At 32.9% G+C, this 17,086-nt stretch carries 14 protein-coding genes; all 14 read right to left on the bottom strand.

Annotated elements, in window-relative coordinates:
* Nucleotides 1-78 precede the first annotated feature (78 nt).
* Nucleotides 79-1,170: a glycosyltransferase family 4 protein gene (locus HPS56_RS00690; RefSeq protein WP_172272331.1), complete on the bottom strand. Its 1,092-nt coding sequence runs from the start codon at nucleotides 1,168-1,170 to the stop codon at nucleotides 79-81.
* A 58-nt stretch (nucleotides 1,171-1,228) separates the two neighbouring features.
* The gene (locus tag HPS56_RS00685; RefSeq protein WP_172272328.1) at nucleotides 1,229-2,920 is read right to left on the bottom strand and encodes a glycosyltransferase; all 1,692 of its coding nucleotides are present in this window, start codon (nucleotides 2,918-2,920) and stop codon (nucleotides 1,229-1,231) included.
* 82 nt (nucleotides 2,921-3,002) lie between these two features.
* Entirely contained in the window at nucleotides 3,003-4,283 is a 1,281-nt protein-coding gene (locus HPS56_RS00680) for a glycosyltransferase family 4 protein (protein WP_172272325.1), read from the bottom strand.
* Between the two features lie 5 nt (nucleotides 4,284-4,288).
* Nucleotides 4,289-4,900, bottom strand: a complete 612-nt coding sequence (locus HPS56_RS00675) for an acyltransferase (protein WP_172272322.1) — start codon at nucleotides 4,898-4,900, stop codon at nucleotides 4,289-4,291.
* A gap of 4 nt (nucleotides 4,901-4,904) precedes the next feature.
* The gene (locus tag HPS56_RS00670) at nucleotides 4,905-6,209 is read right to left on the bottom strand and encodes a hypothetical protein (RefSeq protein ID WP_172272319.1); all 1,305 of its coding nucleotides are present in this window, start codon (nucleotides 6,207-6,209) and stop codon (nucleotides 4,905-4,907) included.
* Complete coding sequence (locus HPS56_RS00665) at nucleotides 6,206-7,105, bottom strand: hypothetical protein (protein ID WP_172272316.1); 900 nt, start codon at nucleotides 7,103-7,105, stop codon at nucleotides 6,206-6,208. The genes HPS56_RS00670 and HPS56_RS00665 overlap by 4 nt, the downstream gene beginning before the upstream one ends.
* Before the next feature lie 4 nt (nucleotides 7,106-7,109).
* A complete protein-coding gene (locus HPS56_RS00660; protein WP_172272313.1) occupies nucleotides 7,110-8,234 on the bottom strand; it encodes a polysaccharide pyruvyl transferase family protein in 1,125 nt (374 codons plus the stop codon).
* A complete protein-coding gene (locus tag HPS56_RS00655; protein ID WP_172272310.1) occupies nucleotides 8,225-9,418 on the bottom strand; it encodes a Coenzyme F420 hydrogenase/dehydrogenase, beta subunit C-terminal domain in 1,194 nt (397 codons plus the stop codon). Before HPS56_RS00655 ends, HPS56_RS00660 begins: the two co-directional genes overlap by 10 nt.
* Entirely contained in the window at nucleotides 9,402-10,943 is a 1,542-nt protein-coding gene (locus HPS56_RS00650; RefSeq protein WP_172272307.1) for an oligosaccharide flippase family protein, read from the bottom strand. Before HPS56_RS00650 ends, HPS56_RS00655 begins: the two co-directional genes overlap by 17 nt.
* 57 nt (nucleotides 10,944-11,000) lie before the next feature.
* Complete coding sequence (locus HPS56_RS00645) at nucleotides 11,001-12,038, bottom strand: hypothetical protein (protein ID WP_172272304.1); 1,038 nt, start codon at nucleotides 12,036-12,038, stop codon at nucleotides 11,001-11,003.
* 6 nt (nucleotides 12,039-12,044) lie between these two features.
* Nucleotides 12,045-14,084, bottom strand: coding sequence for a hypothetical protein (locus HPS56_RS00640; RefSeq protein WP_172272301.1), 2,040 nt, complete (start codon nucleotides 14,082-14,084; stop codon nucleotides 12,045-12,047).
* Nucleotides 14,085-14,160: 76 nt separating this feature from the next.
* On the bottom strand, nucleotides 14,161-14,901 hold the full coding sequence (locus HPS56_RS00635; RefSeq protein WP_172272298.1) for a sugar phosphate nucleotidyltransferase: 741 nt from the start codon (nucleotides 14,899-14,901) through the stop codon (nucleotides 14,161-14,163).
* A gap of 14 nt (nucleotides 14,902-14,915) precedes the next feature.
* Nucleotides 14,916-16,103: a GHMP family kinase ATP-binding protein gene (locus tag HPS56_RS00630; RefSeq protein WP_172272295.1), complete on the bottom strand. Its 1,188-nt coding sequence runs from the start codon at nucleotides 16,101-16,103 to the stop codon at nucleotides 14,916-14,918.
* A 69-nt stretch (nucleotides 16,104-16,172) separates the two neighbouring features.
* Nucleotides 16,173-17,069, bottom strand: a complete 897-nt coding sequence (locus tag HPS56_RS00625) for a hypothetical protein (RefSeq protein ID WP_172272292.1) — start codon at nucleotides 17,067-17,069, stop codon at nucleotides 16,173-16,175.
* Nucleotides 17,070-17,086: the final 17 nt, after the last annotated feature.

The raw sequence follows: 17,086 nt of genomic DNA, 5'->3' as shown, positions 1-17,086 counted from the left end.
AACTAAAAAACTTTAAGTTTCTTATGATAGACAGAAACTATACATAGTCACAATTACCGTACACAAAATAATTTTATATTACATATCGTAATTATCATATACCATAGCAAATCCATCCACCATTTGCTTAATATTAAATTTATCCTTCACAATTCTACATCCTCTTTCTCCCATTTCCTTTCTAAGCAAATCATCATTTAATAATCTTATGATTCTGTCTGCAAATGCTTCAACATCATGATACTTTACTAAAAATCCACTCCTATTGTCCTCTACAATTTCTGCTGTACCAACATAAGGACCGTAAGTAGAGACGATTGGTTTTCCTAATGACATTCCCTCCATAATAGCATTACTAACCCCTTCCACCATTGTTGCCAAAACAACAACATCACTCGCATTATATACAGACTCAACATCAGTCACTCGACCAACAAATTTAATACGGTCTTTAAATTCTTTTTCTACCAATGCCTCGTATGGCACAGAATCACCACTACCCATCGCTATGAATGTCACATCCGGATTTGCTTGTAACACCCTATTTGCTGCATTCACAAATAATGGATAATCTTTACGCTTGGAATATTCACCGGCCATTGATACTATGAATGATGTTTTTATTCCATACCTTTTACGAATTTCTTCCGGTGTAGTTTTTATTTGTAGTCTCTCTGGATTAAAACCATTATATATGCAAATAGCTTTATCCTCCGGAACTTCATTTATCACAAAAGCCTGTTTCGAATTAGAGAGAACTTTATCATAGAAATTATAAGTAAATTTATTTATCCGAAACTTATTTCCACCTTGTTTTCGAGCACTTGTTATAGAAGAACTTATTATCGGAGTTTTCAGCATATAATGGGTCGGAGCAAGTATATATCCATACACCAATGCAGCCCACAAATGTATCAAATCAAACTTTTCTTTCTTACATAAAGAATAAAACTGCCATATTAATTGTCTACGGTTATATTGTCCTAAGTATACAAACCTTACAGGACAATATAAAATATCTCTATATGCAATCGAAGAATCATCTTTTCCTTCTAACAATACAACAGTGAACTCATATTTCGGATTTTTCGATAAAACTTTCATAAGTTCCACCATTCTACGCTCTTTACCACCACTTAAAAGATGGTCGGTTACCATTGCTATTTTCATTTATTCTCATTTTTATATTATATTCCAAGTTTATTAAGTATATGAATCCAAACTTGGCTTATCGCTCATGTTTTAGCATTTTCTTTACAATAAACTTTTCTTCAGGCATACTTTGTAATACATGTTTCTTCACTTCTTTATCCAAACCTTTGGTATGGGTATTATAACAAATATTACGGTTAATATAATCACTAACAGAACAGACAATTGTTGCAGGATTACCTGCAACAACAGTATTTGGGGGAACCGATTTTGTTACAATACTTCCTGCTGCAATAATAGAATGATCTCCGATAGTAACTCCCGGCATTATAAGTGAATTATTTCCTATATACACATAATCTTTAATAACAACTTTTCCGAAAGCATCAAAATCCGGGATTTGCTCACGTACAGGTTGTCCGCCTCCATGGGTAAAAATCCTGACCCCCATTGTTATTTGGCAATTATTTCCAACCGTTATTAAATAAGGCTCAGAAGACCATGTTTCTTTATCTGGAACAAAATTATTTTCACCGATATTTACGCCAATCCTTTTTGCATATTCTTCAGAAGACATAAATGCTTTTAAAACACGATTTATCACTTTATATTCTTTTAAAAATAACAGATTAAAAAATTCTGCAAGTCTACGACCTTGGTATATCAAATTAAAATACTTTTCAGCAACTTGTTTTCCTTCCATACCAATCGAATTTGCAGCATCACTTTTTGTCAGTATTTCATTCATATAGAATACAAGAGCATCTTCATCATCCGGTTCCATTATAAATGCACTTTTTTTATTCTCCAGATACAAATTACTGTCCCCTATTGTAGTAGTTATCACAGGAACACCACAAATAAGCATTTCTCCCAACTTCGTAGGAAAACAGTTTCTTGTCTGCAGATTGTCACTTTTATAGATTATAGTCATGGCAGCAAAGTGCTGTAGTATGGCAACTTGTTCCGTACTTACTAATCCTAACAAATCAATGCTGTCACGCACCCCCAATTCTTCCATCAAAGGAATATATGAACATCGTTCATTTGCATGAGGACCTGTAAAAACCAACTTACAATCAGACCCTGTTTCTTTTTTATAACGTGAAAACGCCTTTATAATCTTTGAAATACTGTCTTTTTGTTCATACATCGTCCCCGTATGTATTATATAGGGTACATTATATGGAGACTTTATATTTTTAAAGTCAATTCCATCAACATTATCATCAACAAGTATAGGCACTATTATAGATTCAGCTCTCTTTGATTTATACTTACATACAAATTTATCCAATTCCCTGGATATTGCTATAAATCCATCATAACGAGGCATCACAAAATAAAACTGAAACCAACAACAAAACTTATGCCATTTCGAATTTACATTACCTAAGGCCATAGGATGTTCGCATGTTTCCTTTACAATTTTCGAACCTTTCATATATGAAACGAGTATGAGCAGAATCTGCATAAACATAGGATATAGATATACATACATAACCTCACCCTTATGAACACGTTTTAAAGCATAAAAGAAACTTTTTACATAATCAAATAAAAACCAATCGAATGTACGCAAAAATTTATTTTTATGTTTATATTTACCATTTATATATGAATAAGATATACCACAGTATTCTCCTTGTTCTGCAAATCCGTCATCATCACCTTGTTCAAAGCATTTATGACAGATATGTATATTGATACAATGCCCTTCATTCATTAATCCTTTTGCATAACATAGTCTGCGCTTTGCTGCTGCCATACCGTATGGAAAAGCATTATCTATAAAAAAATGTATTGTCATAAATTCATCTGCTAAATATTATGTACATCAGCAAACACATTCACTGAATATCACTGTTTCCAAAATCTTCAATTATATTACCGTATGTTTCCACCAAAGCATTACCTATCTTTATTGGATTATGACGTTCCCAAGCCCGCTTATGTGCATTTTCACCCATTAACCTTGCATGCTCCATATTTTGTTGTACTTCAACAATTGTACCAGCACAGGTATATGGGTCACCGTCTTGAATAAGAAATCCCTCTATCCCATCCGTCAACAGACTTTGAGTGCCACCTGTAGCTGTAGCTATCACAGGCAAACCCAAAAGCATTGCTTCACATACAGAATTGGGACTGTTTTCTATATGGCTTACATGACAATATACATCCGCATTTACAAGGATTTCAACCATTTCCTCTGCTGTGCATCGCCCATGAAAACATACATTTGCATCTGACGAGTTCATCTTTTTATATTTCTCTGCTATATGCACCCACTGTGATGACTTTTCATAACCTATTATCTGCCATTCAAAATCAAAATCAGCATACTTCTTAAGCAAGGTTGCAGCATGAAGCAGGGTTTCATATCCTTTATAAACCCCGCCTGATATTGTTGTAACAACAGTAAAGCGTTTTCTCTTACCGCCTCCAAGCCATTTTGACTCATAAAATGGCTGACGCATTATTTCCTCACCACGATAGTATTTCATATTAGGATTTGCAAGCAAAGGTACACAATAGTCAAACATAGTACGTCCTATTATATACCTGCATTTATTAAGATAATACATTTCACGTAGAGACCTATCGCGAAAGTTACGGTATGAATTATTCACACCGACACCTTTTATTTTATTAAACAAAGATTCATAGCGACATACAATATTCTTTGGATATCCGGAAAAATACTTTTCAGTATAAGGTGCTATTAATCCCTGTACTGAAATTGCAATTGGTATATCATGTATTTCTTTCTGTATCAATCCAAAACTCTCTTCCGTACCATGAATATGTATAATATCCGGACAACTTTTTTTCACTACATCTAACAGTCTCGGAAGAATCTCATCATCAATACTCGTCAAACTTTTATACCTTTGAAATATACGTTTAATCGGATTCAAAGAACTTTCTCTTAATACAGGGTAGTACTTCACTCCGTCATATTCAAAAGGTTCTTCATATTTCGGAGAAATATATGCAACGCTAAGCTCTATATCATGATGCTTCTTTATCTCATCTTCAAGAGATATAAGCCAACCTCCTCTTGTTATCCTTTGAGAGAAACGCTTTACACTTCCACATGGACTGTTTGAAAACCAAAGTACCTTCATAAACTTTAAATATTTATCTGCCTAATTACCTTACATGGATTTCCTATAGCTATACTGTTTGAAGGAATACTTTTTGTTACAACACTGTTCATTCCTATAACACTGTTTGCACCAATTGTCACACCTTTTTTAACTATACAGTTTGCACCAATAAAAACACCATCCTCAATAATTATGGAAGCTGGAGGAGCAGTGCGTGAATCATCAAAATGAGCATCTCCGTCCATTATAATAGTATTTGCTCCTACACGCACATTATTACCTATTAAAATATTCTTAAAGCACCAAATTGATACTCCAGAAAATCCGCAGTCATTTCCAATTACCAACATAGCCGTTTCACCTTTATATGCAGGAGAAACAGAAAGCATGCATCTATGATTCAATCCCATATTATTGGAAGTTTCTCTTGAAAGAAACCTGCATCCATTCCCAATGGATATGCTTCCGAAAGGAGTTCTTTTAATACAGATAAAACCCTCAAAAGTACACTTTCTTCCAATTCTGACACCCAACAACCAACCTTTCAATAGAGTACAGTATGTTGTGATATAGCAGAAAAGCTTATTGGAATATCGCACAATACAATTATAACCTCTCAATTTTAAATGATACATATTGTTACCTTATTAATGGGTGTGTAAAAAATATCTGTTTTATTTCTATATCTGTCATATTTCGGTATCTCGGCTGATTACAAATCCATATTCCAATCCAATATATAAAAAAAGTGAAATTCATTTCAGGCCATCCAAAAGGATATAAACTACAAACATTCATAAACAACAATACGCCCAATGATTTGCAAAACAAATTGCGTGAACGGAAATACCCATTAAAGGCACCTATTAACATAATGGCAACATAAGGTATTAAATACAACAATCCTCCTCTAAGAATAAGAGTAAGAAAACCTGTTTCCAATCCCATACGGAATTGATCAAAAGACAAATCATAATATGTCCCAAACCATCCACGACCAAAAATCCAATCATACCAAGATGTCATATCAGCATAGAAAGACTCTTCAACATTTGTACGATTTTCCTCTATACCACGTTCAAAAATCAAAGAGAAAAAAGAATCAGCCAATCCTGTAACAATATAATATGCAGCACTTACAACAACAACAGCAAGTAACATTGCTTTAAATTTCGATACCTTTTTATTATGAACAGAATATATAAACCAAGCAAAGAAAAGATATAAGACAGAGAAAAGGGTTCCACCACGTCGGGCAGTATAAACCGTAATGATCAAAGATGCAATAAAAGCCAAGAGAAAGAACAACCATTTTTTTCTCGGCAAATACTCACGGCAATACAACATTAAGTTTGGTGCAAGCAACAATGATATATGAATAGAAGCATCACTAATAAAACTATTATAATTACCTTCTTCTCCTGCTCTTGCCGTCATATCAAGAGCGAAATTAGTAACACTCCATAAAGCAAAAGGATATGCGATGATATATAATATCATCATCAAAATACAAGCACGTACAATATAGGAGAAATCAAGATTGCGATTACGCGGTATACAAAAAATTGTCAAAGGCAAAAGATTGGGAGCAAACATCAATGACTGAGATATATTCAAAAGAACAGTCGTAATACCTTTATATTCCATTGTTATTTCTCTAAAATCAGTGAACAATATCATATCAATTGTGAGCCATAACGTCCAAACAACAAGAATAAAATAAAAAAATGCAGAAACACCTCTTAATGGCATAGATTTCCTACTTGCCAACAACCTCCATATCAAAATACAAAAACCAACGAACGGTATAGTATTTCCAATTGTTCCAGACAGGAAATTATAGCGTATGAATCCTCCTATACTATATAAAAGAATTACAACAACAAACCAATGCTCTATGCAAAGTGGTTTAAGTGACCTTACTAAACTTATAAGATAATTCATTTTAAACGCATCTTAGTGAAATCTTTCCAATAAATCCATTTTAACCTCCATAAATAATGGCGAGCTATCATATTATCATAAAATATTGTTTTAGAAAAAAAGGATTTTAATAAATCACTTATTTCTGAAGTTATTTGTTCCATACTCCAACGATTATTGTAATAAAAATCCATTATTGCAAAAACAGTCTGTTCTGCAAATTTTCCGCAATGTTCCGCCTCATAATCTATACACCTCAACGCATCCTCAGAAAGTAATGCCAAACCACCTCGGATATAAACAACTCCACAATTAATAGGTTCTGTTGTAGCATATAACTTCTCATAATTGTATGCCTTAATAAATTCATCATCATAGTTATGAGAGTTATCTATCGATAACTTTAACTTTGTATTACAAAACTCATCATTTGTCAATGGTGTATTATACCATAATATATCCGGATCGGAAAAAAGTACTCTTGAATTTTCTGAAAAATATAAAATTGCAGACATTTTCTTACCCCAAATATGACCTTGAGCCCATTTTGTCAATGACGGACATGATTCTTTGTAATAAAAAGCACACTCATCCCAATTAACACAATCTACATCTGCTCCATGTTTTTTAAAATATAAAACACCTTCTTGAGGATTCCATGTTCCATCTGATACGATTACTATCCTATTAGGTAATATGGAAGAATTCTTAAACAAAGAGTATATTGATGCCAAAACCATATCAAAATCACTTCTTCTACATATTGTTAAATATATATAATCTTGAACCTTTTCCGGAGTTTTCTTTATTTTAATAAGAATAACAGAATTAATAAATCGAAGTATTTTTACAAACAACTTCTGAGTTTTTATTTTTCTGCCTTTTACTGATCTTATGTATTTTTCTTGTGTTAGCATATTCTTATTTTATTAATAATTGTTCTTTAAGAAATTCAATAGATTTATTGCGAAAAGACTTTAATTTTGGTTCAACAACAGAATAATCTATTTTATTCTGTAATAAACACTCTATGGAAGAATCATTAAAAAGTATTCTATTTTCCAACTCTATTTTTGATAACAAATCAAAAACTCTGTTATTTGATTGAGCATATTTACCTTTTAATGGAATAAAAATAAAATCTTTTTGAAAAATAATTGAAAAAACAACACCATGAAAACTCGTTGTTATTACAGTATCCGCATAAGCTATATTTGACATCCATTGATGGATTGTCGAATTTTCATATTCAACACCATCAAGAATTACTTGGTCTGAAGTATAACCTGATGCCGTTGTTCCCAAAATTTTATTTGTTTTTATGCAAAATCGTATTTTATTCCAAAAAACATCGTCTTTACTAACATTCAAAATATACAGGAATGTATATGGTTCTTTCCTTGAACTTAAAATAAATGGCAAATACACTTCTTTATCTAACAGTAAAGTTGGATCAAAAACTTGAATTGCAGTACAACCACAATCATTGCATATAGAAACACCGTCTTTTTCTCTAACAGAAATTGCTGAAAATCTGGCAAGCTGTATTTTCAGTTTTTCTTTCAACTCTTTTGGATAAGTCCGAAGTCCAAAACTTGCAGCATAAGAAATTCTTTTCTGTTTTCTATTACCAAAATCTAAAAAATATACACTATTTTGGGGATTATCAAGCATCATTGACCAAACCTGGTCACTTCCGGCAATTAAGACATCATACTTTTGAACATTCTTATTCAATTCATTTCTTCCATAATATATACTCTTAGAATAATTTATGTATTTACATTTAAAGGTATCAAAACTTCTCTCTTGTATTTTATTATATTTTAATGCCAATCTTCTATCTATAATAGGACAAATTCGTAATAAAATCTGCTTTATTGATGTTTTTAGTCTTGTCAATAAAGATTCTTTAGTTGAATAATAACGAATGACTTCAGCATTTATGTTTTCCTGTAAATTCAAAAAGTATTGAAGAGCAAAACTTTGTAAAATCTGCCCATAATTATCTTTTGAAGACCAAAATGTAAAGATTCCTATTTCCATATCTTTAAAAGTTTTTTTATTATTTTACTCATAAACATGGAATAATCAAGTGATTTCTTTATTTTAAAATATGTATAAAATTTATAGAAAAAATAACGCCTTATAGTATCACAATCATGTGATTCTATAAATCCTCCATTCAAATATTTTACTTTATTAAAAGCAAATTCTTTTTTATATATTCCCATCGGTAATTGATAATCCGGATTATTGACCAATAATAAAGATAAACCTTTATCATCATCGATATTTTCATCTATTTGCTCTGCACACCAAAAATCACCTAATGTCAAATCACTTCTAGATCTTCCATTTTTACATTTACACTTATAACAAGAAGGACGTAAAAAAACATCAGAAAGAAATCCTTGCATATATGGATTTGTATAATGACTATCGGACAACAAAACTGTATTTTTGTTGCCCTTAGAGGGCAACTTTCTCCGGACAACAAAACTGTATTTTTTCCAGCCGCGATAAGTTTTGTCTCTAAACTCAATATCCGATAAATCAGACACTGTATTTAGAGACAAACTCAAAACTGAATTTTTTCCAGCCGTTGCGCTTCGCGCAAACGGTCCAAGTTCACGTTCAACATATTTTCTCCACACTCCTGGACTTGGTACTCCATGACACAAAAAATCAACAGTCAATAAACCATCGTATTTCTTACATAAAAATCTTTTCAATCCAGATATTTGACAAGGAGTCCCACAATAAAGCACTTTACGCCCTGCTTTCAAGAACATCTTTACTTCCTTATAAGTTACTCCAATATCACTTTGTACATACTTACTCTGCAACATAGGATAAACACCTTCAATACTTTCCGTATATACATGTTTTACATTCCATGACTTATCAAATATTGCTCCAAAAACAACACCTCCAGACGACAATACTTTTTTTGCAAGCAAAATAAATACTCCACCAGACGAACTCCTTTTTCGTTCTTCTTCATTATAATTATAGGCACCAAAAACCTTTTTCGGAACATTTGGGACTTCCTCATTTTGAAAAGGACAGACTTTTTCACATAATAGACAGTTAATACATTTACTCTCATCTACTATCGGATACAAAAAGCCTTCATTATCTTCCTTTAAGGATATGCATTGCTTCGGACAAATCTGACTACAGGCCTGACAACCACAACAAAATCCTTTATCAACAATTTTTATCATGCTGTAGTTTTTTTATCTTTGCTAATATAAAATCCTTTTCAACCTGTTCCATTCCAACTGTATAAATTGACATAAGAACTGATATAATTGAAACAACTGTAATTACTACTAAAGATAATAAACCATCAACCATGAGAAATGTCAAAAACACAGGCAATACGGATGCTAATACAGTAACGCAGACACATGGTTTTACAACATGTACCATATACTCCCAAATTGATAGCTTTATCAATGGTTTAACTAACAAAACTCTTGCTACTTGCATGATAATACAAACTACTATTTGTATATAAAACGCCCATTCTGGCATTGGCTTTCCTTGAGTTTTAAACATTAACCAAGTAAAAGGTAATAACAATAAATTTATTCCCCCAACAATTAACTGAAAATTACGTATACGCCCATTTGCACCCGCAGCATTAGACAAAGGATTACCCAATGCTGTCAATATGGAAATAATCAATATTAACTGTAAAAATAAAACAGTGTTTTCTGGAATTTCTACAAGCCATATACCTAAAATAACCTTAGCCTCTAATATTATAGGTAAAATCATTACAAACAACAAGTAATATGTATATTTTGATGTTGCAAAAATCAACTTGTGCATATAAAAAATATCACCACCAGCATACGATTTGTTAATTTGAGGAGTAATGGCATGATTGAAATTATTACATAGCCCAACAACAGCCGATTTAACTTGCATTGCAACACCTCTTGCAGCATTCACAGAAGGACCAAAATATATATTTAATAATATATTCTGTCCCTGATCAGATAGTATCATAGCTGAACTTCCCACTAAACTCCAAAAAGCATACACAATCATTTCTTTAAACATAGTAAAATTTTGGGGACGTAAAAAACGAACTTTTTTAAAGGTTCTTATAGCATAAACTTGGTTTATAATACGTATTGTTACCCCAACACCAAACATTAGTATTGCATATAAAATAAGTTTATCATAACTAAAAACAACCAATACCCATACAATTACCCATTTCAAGGTTGTTTCCAATATAGAAATTAATGCAAAAGCATTCATCTTCTCATGAGAAGTAATCAATGCATTATATGGTATACTTAAAATATTTATTATGCACGTGAAAATAGAGAACTGATATACCCAACCTGCAGCATAAATCCTGTCATCTGGAATATTAATATGGGTATTGAATATATATAATCCAATTGTTTCTCCTAATATAAGTATTATTATAGAAATAATACTATGAACAATTAATGCATTACTGAACGCGATATTAACACCTTCTTCATCTTTCTTTCCTAATGCAAAAGTAATAAATCTTGTTGTTGAACAGGACATTGCATAGTTTATAAATGTAAATAGAGTAACAATTCCACCTACAACATTATATATACCATAATCTGTTACACCTAATGTTGCCAATACAACACGAGAAGTATATAAGGCAACCACCATTACAAAAATCTGGCGTATATACAGAAATAGTGTATTCTTTGCTATCCGTTTGTTATTATCCGATATTTGTGACACAATATTAATATTTAATTATCAACCGCCAATAGTCAGCACTCTATTTATGGCATCCCCTTATTCCATATATCGGTTAAATTCCTGTATATCCGTTTTTCTGCTTGTTATTGAGATGCTACTATGCACTATATAAAATATCAGGCGTTTACTATATAAAATCCATGAAAGGACTATTAGTAGTACGATTTTGCCAAAGAATGTTATCCATGGTAGGCATTTTTTTGTAATATCTGCAATATATATCAATTCACATCGATGTTCTAACTTAGGAAAGAGAAACATTGAAAAAACCTGAGATACTGCATAAATATATAATAAAGACATAAGAAAGCGTGGAATATAGAGACGATTACTATTAAGTTTTCCTAAAACCATTACAAAAGAAACAGCACTAAAGAAACATAATATTATTCTTGTATACATATTGAATTTGCTATATTTAACAGGCTCTGATAGATACATCGCTTGAAAAATAATACATGCAAATAAAATAAACATACATAAGGTTATTGTTCTGAATATGCATGAATAATGACGATCACTTCTACTGCTTATATTTACTGTTACGTCATTTAATATGATATATGCACTATACATTGCAGTGCTACTACAAAAATCAAAAAAATATTTAATATGTATTAATGCCTGATTGTTTAATATTTCTTTGTAAGAACATACAATGTCAATGCCATAATATATAGTCCATATCAACCAAATTGCAAACCATACTCCATAGAATTGCATAACTGTAGATTTTACAACATTGTATGCCATTTTAGAATTGTTGTTAACAGTTTGCTTTATTTGACATTTTTCTTCTATATAATCTGTAACAGATGTTTCATCAGATATCTCATTCAAAGCTTCTGGCTTGTATATAAAAACAATAATGCCTAATCCTATTAACGATACAAGAAATTGGCTGCATGCAAACCAAAAATCATGATTGTACCATCTTAATATTGTCTCTTTATTACCAAATAAATCTGATATTAGTTTGATAATACAAGGAAAAAGAGGAATAATGGCACATATTAAAGATAATGATATGCCATATTTGTCACTATTAAACCATTTTTTTATTTCTTCAACCATAAACTTTTATTTCTTCCAATAGTCAGACATTGTATATTTTACAAAACTTTCTATTTGATCTGCATCAAAATCAAAATAAGTTTTTCGGTTATCCCTACTTCCTTTTTCATAGCATTCGAACAGATTTTCCGGCTTTCTTACTTTACCTGCAAAAATCTTGCTTGGTTTAGAATTATATCCGGAATAACGTTCTACAAATAAATCAAGATTTCCTTTTTCATCACGGCTTGTATAAATGACATTATCCGCCAAAACACTAAGACTGTTTTTCATCTGACAGTTCTTATCGCACATTATATATAACGCGATTTCCCTATCCCGACATTCATCAATTAATGCCGGAATAAACAAAGGATCCTTAAATAGCAACGGAAAACAATACTCAACAACCTGCAAATCGTCTATGATAATTCTTTTTATATTTCCATCAGGATATGCCGTATCTATCTGTTGCATCAGAAAATAAAGAAACTCTTCTGGAGAGATACATCCAAGGACAATATTCATAAAATGGAGATACTTATAACAGTCCTTACATGAATTTATGCATCTTTTACCATTTCTTGCAGGACATTGCAGCCTCCTTCTAACCATACGTGAATCCTTATTTAATAAAAGAAATAATGTATGTTCCTTTTTATGAGCAGAACTAAATGCACTGCCAAATGTAAGAAAACGCTTAAAAGTATTTGGCTCTCCAATAATTGCTGTTATTCCGCCATTATTACCATAAAGAAAATCGTTTTCCAACTTTTGCTGATATGTCTGGCCCTGTTCACTACAAAATTTGTTTTTTATAGGATTTATGAATACAATATCAAGTACTTGAGCTATTGAAAAATTCTTATATGCAGACGGACTCAGTGCACTTAAATAAGCATCGCTTATCGTTTCCTTTTCTTCCATATAGCTATTATAGTCAGAGTGTATGAAGTTGTCATCATTCAAATATTGCTGAAAAGTCTCAGATATAACATCAGAATGTGTGTATACCAATGCTCTTTGGAGGTATCTTCTTTGTTGGCAATAAGTGTGCAGACTTGGATATACTTCTATTCCATAATCCCTACACTTATATTGGTGTATTCCTATTGCAGTTGACTGAAATCTGCTTTTATATATTGAAAGATTATTAAGCTTGTAATCAAAGCCTCCATCATTAGACGTTGACAAGTATATTATCATATCAGCTCTCTCTTCAGGTATGTCTACATCATCACGGACAACAAGTATGCTTACTTTAAATTTCTTAAGTTCGTCAATTAAGGAACACATATCATTATTACCATAACTATTGCATTTTCTTTTTACAATATTTACGCATAACAATGTGGAGGTTTTGGATTTTGACAATCCTTGTATCTTATCTGTTATTGATGTCATAGAATAATCTACATCTTCAATATCTGTTTTAACATATCTCGTATCAATAAGATCTTCTACCTTCCTTAGATCTTTATTCTTAATATACTCATTCAGAGAATCTTCTTTACGATTGAAAATCAGATTTTCTAAGTTAGATATATTTTTATCCTGACGTTTTTTAGTACGTATATGAATTGCATTAGTTCTATTATTATAGTATAATGCTTCTTCACATAGCATTTTATCAGGGTTGTTTAATATTTCATTAAATTCTAAATTATCGGCCGTGCATATAATACGGTTAATGTTGAAAAAGAATTCTGAAAGAATTTTTCCCGATACATTATTTCGACTGACATTTTGTATTGTTAGTTTTTGTATGGCTGATGAAATAAGTATATCAAGCAATAAATCTTCAAGATACTTTTTACCCAAATAATTACTATAATAATTTATTTGTTTGTATTTTTCACAACCTACACGTTTAAAAGTTTCTGCTATAGAAGAGATAAGTTGAAGACTGAATACTGTCTTTTCTGTATCATCACCTCCACGAATAACAATTAAAAGGTTTTCATCATGTGGAATAACAAGCCCACCATATAATAATTTATTAAAACCATAGATTCCTGTCTCAATCTTATTGTATTTCAGATAATCCATTAAATCGAAATTCGCCATAAATTATAGATTTTATTTTAAAACTATACTATATTTGCATTAGATTTTATTTGGCATAAAGTCAAACAAATAACTATTATTTCAATCCCCCAAACATTTCGCACGCTTCCCTATAGCTGTCCATGCTGCCTATATCATGCCTATTGCCGGGCATCTCGTATGCATGCAATATTGTCACTCCTGCAAGATAATGGGCAAGGTTGCCGGGTGCATCAAATCCGCAACCGTTATTAAGACAGTCTTTTATCAGCGGCAGGTCCTCACGTCTGTATAAATAGAATGGAGGCACAGCCCAGTTACTCACAGGATGTTTCGGTTTTTCCTGCATCTCCAGCACCTTCATGTCTGAATCCACGGCAATAACTCCCGTACGTTGCAGCCGTTCAAGACGAGGTTCGTTATGACACATTATCAATGACGTTTTCTTCTTATGAAAATATTCAATGAAGCCATTGAACGAAAAATCGAGAATATTGTCGGCCGCAATCACGAGAATATCCTCATCAACGCTACACCTGTCTATGGCCAGCAAAAGGTCGCGCACAGCTCCAAGACGTGTATCATTGCTTTCCGTACCATCATCAATAATCGTTACCGGACAGCGTGTCTGCAGTGTCTGTTTCCAATCCTCAAAATAATGTACAAATTTATGATTTGTTACAATAATATGTTCGTTTATATCCGGAATACGGTCTATATCATCAATAAGCCTGCCTAAAATGGTGCTGTTTCCTATTTTAAGTAATGGTTTGGGAAAATTTTCTGTCAACGGATAAAGCCTTGTGGCATATCCGGCAGCAATTACAATATTCTTCATCTGTATTTTTTATTTCAAAGGAATTCAACACCATTTGACGGTTTGCAGAAAAAGACCTCAAAGGTCTCATTATATTGTGGAAACTTCTTCAGATATCTATTTGTCATTGTCTCCCGGATTGTATCTTTCATGGCCGGGTCTATCAGGGCTATACATGCACCTTTGAAACCTGCACCGCTGAAACGTCCGCCATAGATGCCCTCCGTTGTCTTCATTATCTCATACAATGCTATAAGTTCCGGAGAACCGCATTCATAGTTGTTTATCGAGCTTTCGCAACTCTTGTTTATATATTCCCCGAATTTCTTTATATCACCTGCTTTCCATGCTTCCACACCATCACGCACCCTGTCGCACTCAGTGAAGAAATGTCTGGCACGCTTCATAAATCTCTCCGGAAGTTTATCCTCATGCCTAATGAACAACTCTTCATCAATGTCTCTCAGGCGTGTTTCCTCAAGTTCTCTCAAAGGGATATCCTCGTATGCCTGCAGCATCCATGCCGCAGTCTTGCACTCTGATACGCGAAGGTTATAATCAGTTCCCGTAAGCTTGCGGGTAACACCGCTGAAAAATACTCCTATTTCAAAAGGCAATTCACGTGTTCCGCCACCAAAAGGAAGGAGCGTATACTCTGATGTCTTGGTATCAAGATAAAGAAGTTTATCCGATTCACAAAGCACCACACAGGCCTGATCGAGAATACCGTTCCTTAAGCCCACATAATTACGCTCTGCCTCGGAAGCATAATGTATCACCTGCATCTTGTCAAGCTCAATATGGTTTACCTTTGCAAGAGCCATCACGAAACCGCATAGCAGAGCAGCCGACGATGAAACCCCTCCTATAGGCATGGAGCCTTTCACAACTCCTTTTATACCTTTTTTCAACTGGAAGTCCTGCTGCAATGCCCATACTGCTCCACGCAGATAGTCACCCCAGTTCTGTTGTTTCTCGTCCACAGGCTTTTGCACATTGAATGTCATAAGCCCCTCAAATGAAAGTGAACACATCTCAACTTTGCCGGTCTCTGTTTCGGAAAACAAAAAGTCAATGCCTTTATCGAAGGCAAAACCAGAAACCAAACCCCACTGATGGTCAACATGTGCACCTAAAGGACAAATACGATACGGAGAAAAAAGCTGGTACAGCGCATCTCCCTTACCGAAAAACGTGCGGTAAGCCTGAAATAAGGAATCCATAATTTTTATTCTATAATATTTATCTAAACTCAGAACAAAGAAACACAAAGCATATATCACAACGCTTCATCATAACACTTCCTTTAATTCCGATACAATAAGTTCTGTATACTTTGTTGCCCCTATTCTATTCATGTGAACAGAGTCATAGAAATAATCCTTGTTATTCACAAAGTTATAATCACAATAATGATTAAAAAAAGGTATGCCGTATTCTTTACAGATATCATATAACGACATAAATTCCCTGTCAATAGTCTTTTTATAAGACGGAGATAAAACAAAAATAAGTTTAGTGCCGTTTCTTCTGCAATCTATTATGAATCTCTTCAAATATGAAAGTTTCAAATCATCATATTCATATACAGCATCATAATCTTCGTTAACAACAGGCTCATATTCCATTCTTTTGTCACTCGGCTTATAACCTTTATCATTTTTACCTTTCGGAACAAAACTATCACGAAGAACCTGAGTGAAAGAAGTATTATAACGGTACATGTGGGAAATATTCTTAAACTTTTCTGTTTCATCGACATTGAAGAAAATACTGTCAATACCTGTACGATTATAGAACGGACGCATAATCTTTAGAAAACGTTTGTTATCTCCTTTCAACAGGTCAAATGCACTTGTTATCTCATAAACAATAACTTTAGGATTATACCTTTTCGACAACATCTTATATAGTCCGTAATTCAGAATTATGCCATTACCGTCATAGCCACAATTATAACAGTTCATTCCCAACGAATCTGTTATTATATTGGGATCATAATGATGTACAGCCCTTGACGACCCCATTATAAGAACATCTTCATTTGTATTATCACAAATATAGTTTGTACGGCCTGTCTCACCGCCTTTTGCCTTTTCACGCAAGTAATCAAACGTAAAGCCAAAACAAACATCACAAGCTATAATAGTCAAAAGCGCTGCAAGTATTTTTATTAAGAATGTCTTCATTCTATCTAAAACGATAT

The organism is Xylanibacter muris, assembly GCF_013166605.1.
Taxonomy (GTDB): domain Bacteria; phylum Bacteroidota; class Bacteroidia; order Bacteroidales; family Bacteroidaceae; genus Prevotella; species Prevotella muris.
The sequence above is the reverse complement of the archived record's forward strand: the minus strand, read 5'-3'. Positions and strand labels throughout refer to the sequence as shown.

Bases quoted from the DNA above. Each gene is read 5' to 3' on its own strand.
- HPS56_RS00630 (WP_172272295.1), bottom strand. From the start codon at position 16,103: ATGGATTCCTTATTTCAGGCTTACCGCACGTTTTTCGGTAAGGGAGAT.
- HPS56_RS00635 (WP_172272298.1), bottom strand. From the start codon at position 14,901: ATGAAGAATATTGTAATTGCTGCCGGATATGCCACAAGGCTTTATCCG.
- HPS56_RS00660 (WP_172272313.1), bottom strand. From the start codon at position 8,234: ATGGAAATAGGAATCTTTACATTTTGGTCTTCAAAAGATAATTATGGG.
- HPS56_RS00655 (WP_172272310.1), bottom strand. From the start codon at position 9,418: ATGATAAAAATTGTTGATAAAGGATTTTGTTGTGGTTGTCAGGCCTGT.
- HPS56_RS00645 (WP_172272304.1), bottom strand. From the start codon at position 12,038: ATGGTTGAAGAAATAAAAAAATGGTTTAATAGTGACAAATATGGCATA.
- HPS56_RS00665 (WP_172272316.1), bottom strand. From the start codon at position 7,105: ATGCTAACACAAGAAAAATACATAAGATCAGTAAAAGGCAGAAAAATA.
- HPS56_RS00675 (WP_172272322.1), bottom strand. From the start codon at position 4,900: ATGTATCATTTAAAATTGAGAGGTTATAATTGTATTGTGCGATATTCC.
- HPS56_RS00670 (WP_172272319.1), bottom strand. From the start codon at position 6,209: ATGAATTATCTTATAAGTTTAGTAAGGTCACTTAAACCACTTTGCATA.
- HPS56_RS00685 (WP_172272328.1), bottom strand. From the start codon at position 2,920: ATGGCAGCAGCAAAGCGCAGACTATGTTATGCAAAAGGATTAATGAAT.
- HPS56_RS00680 (WP_172272325.1), bottom strand. From the start codon at position 4,283: ATGAAGGTACTTTGGTTTTCAAACAGTCCATGTGGAAGTGTAAAGCGT.
- HPS56_RS00625 (WP_172272292.1), bottom strand. From the start codon at position 17,069: ATGAAGACATTCTTAATAAAAATACTTGCAGCGCTTTTGACTATTATA.
- HPS56_RS00690 (WP_172272331.1), bottom strand. From the start codon at position 1,170: ATGAAAATAGCAATGGTAACCGACCATCTTTTAAGTGGTGGTAAAGAG.
- HPS56_RS00640 (WP_172272301.1), bottom strand. From the start codon at position 14,084: ATGGCGAATTTCGATTTAATGGATTATCTGAAATACAATAAGATTGAG.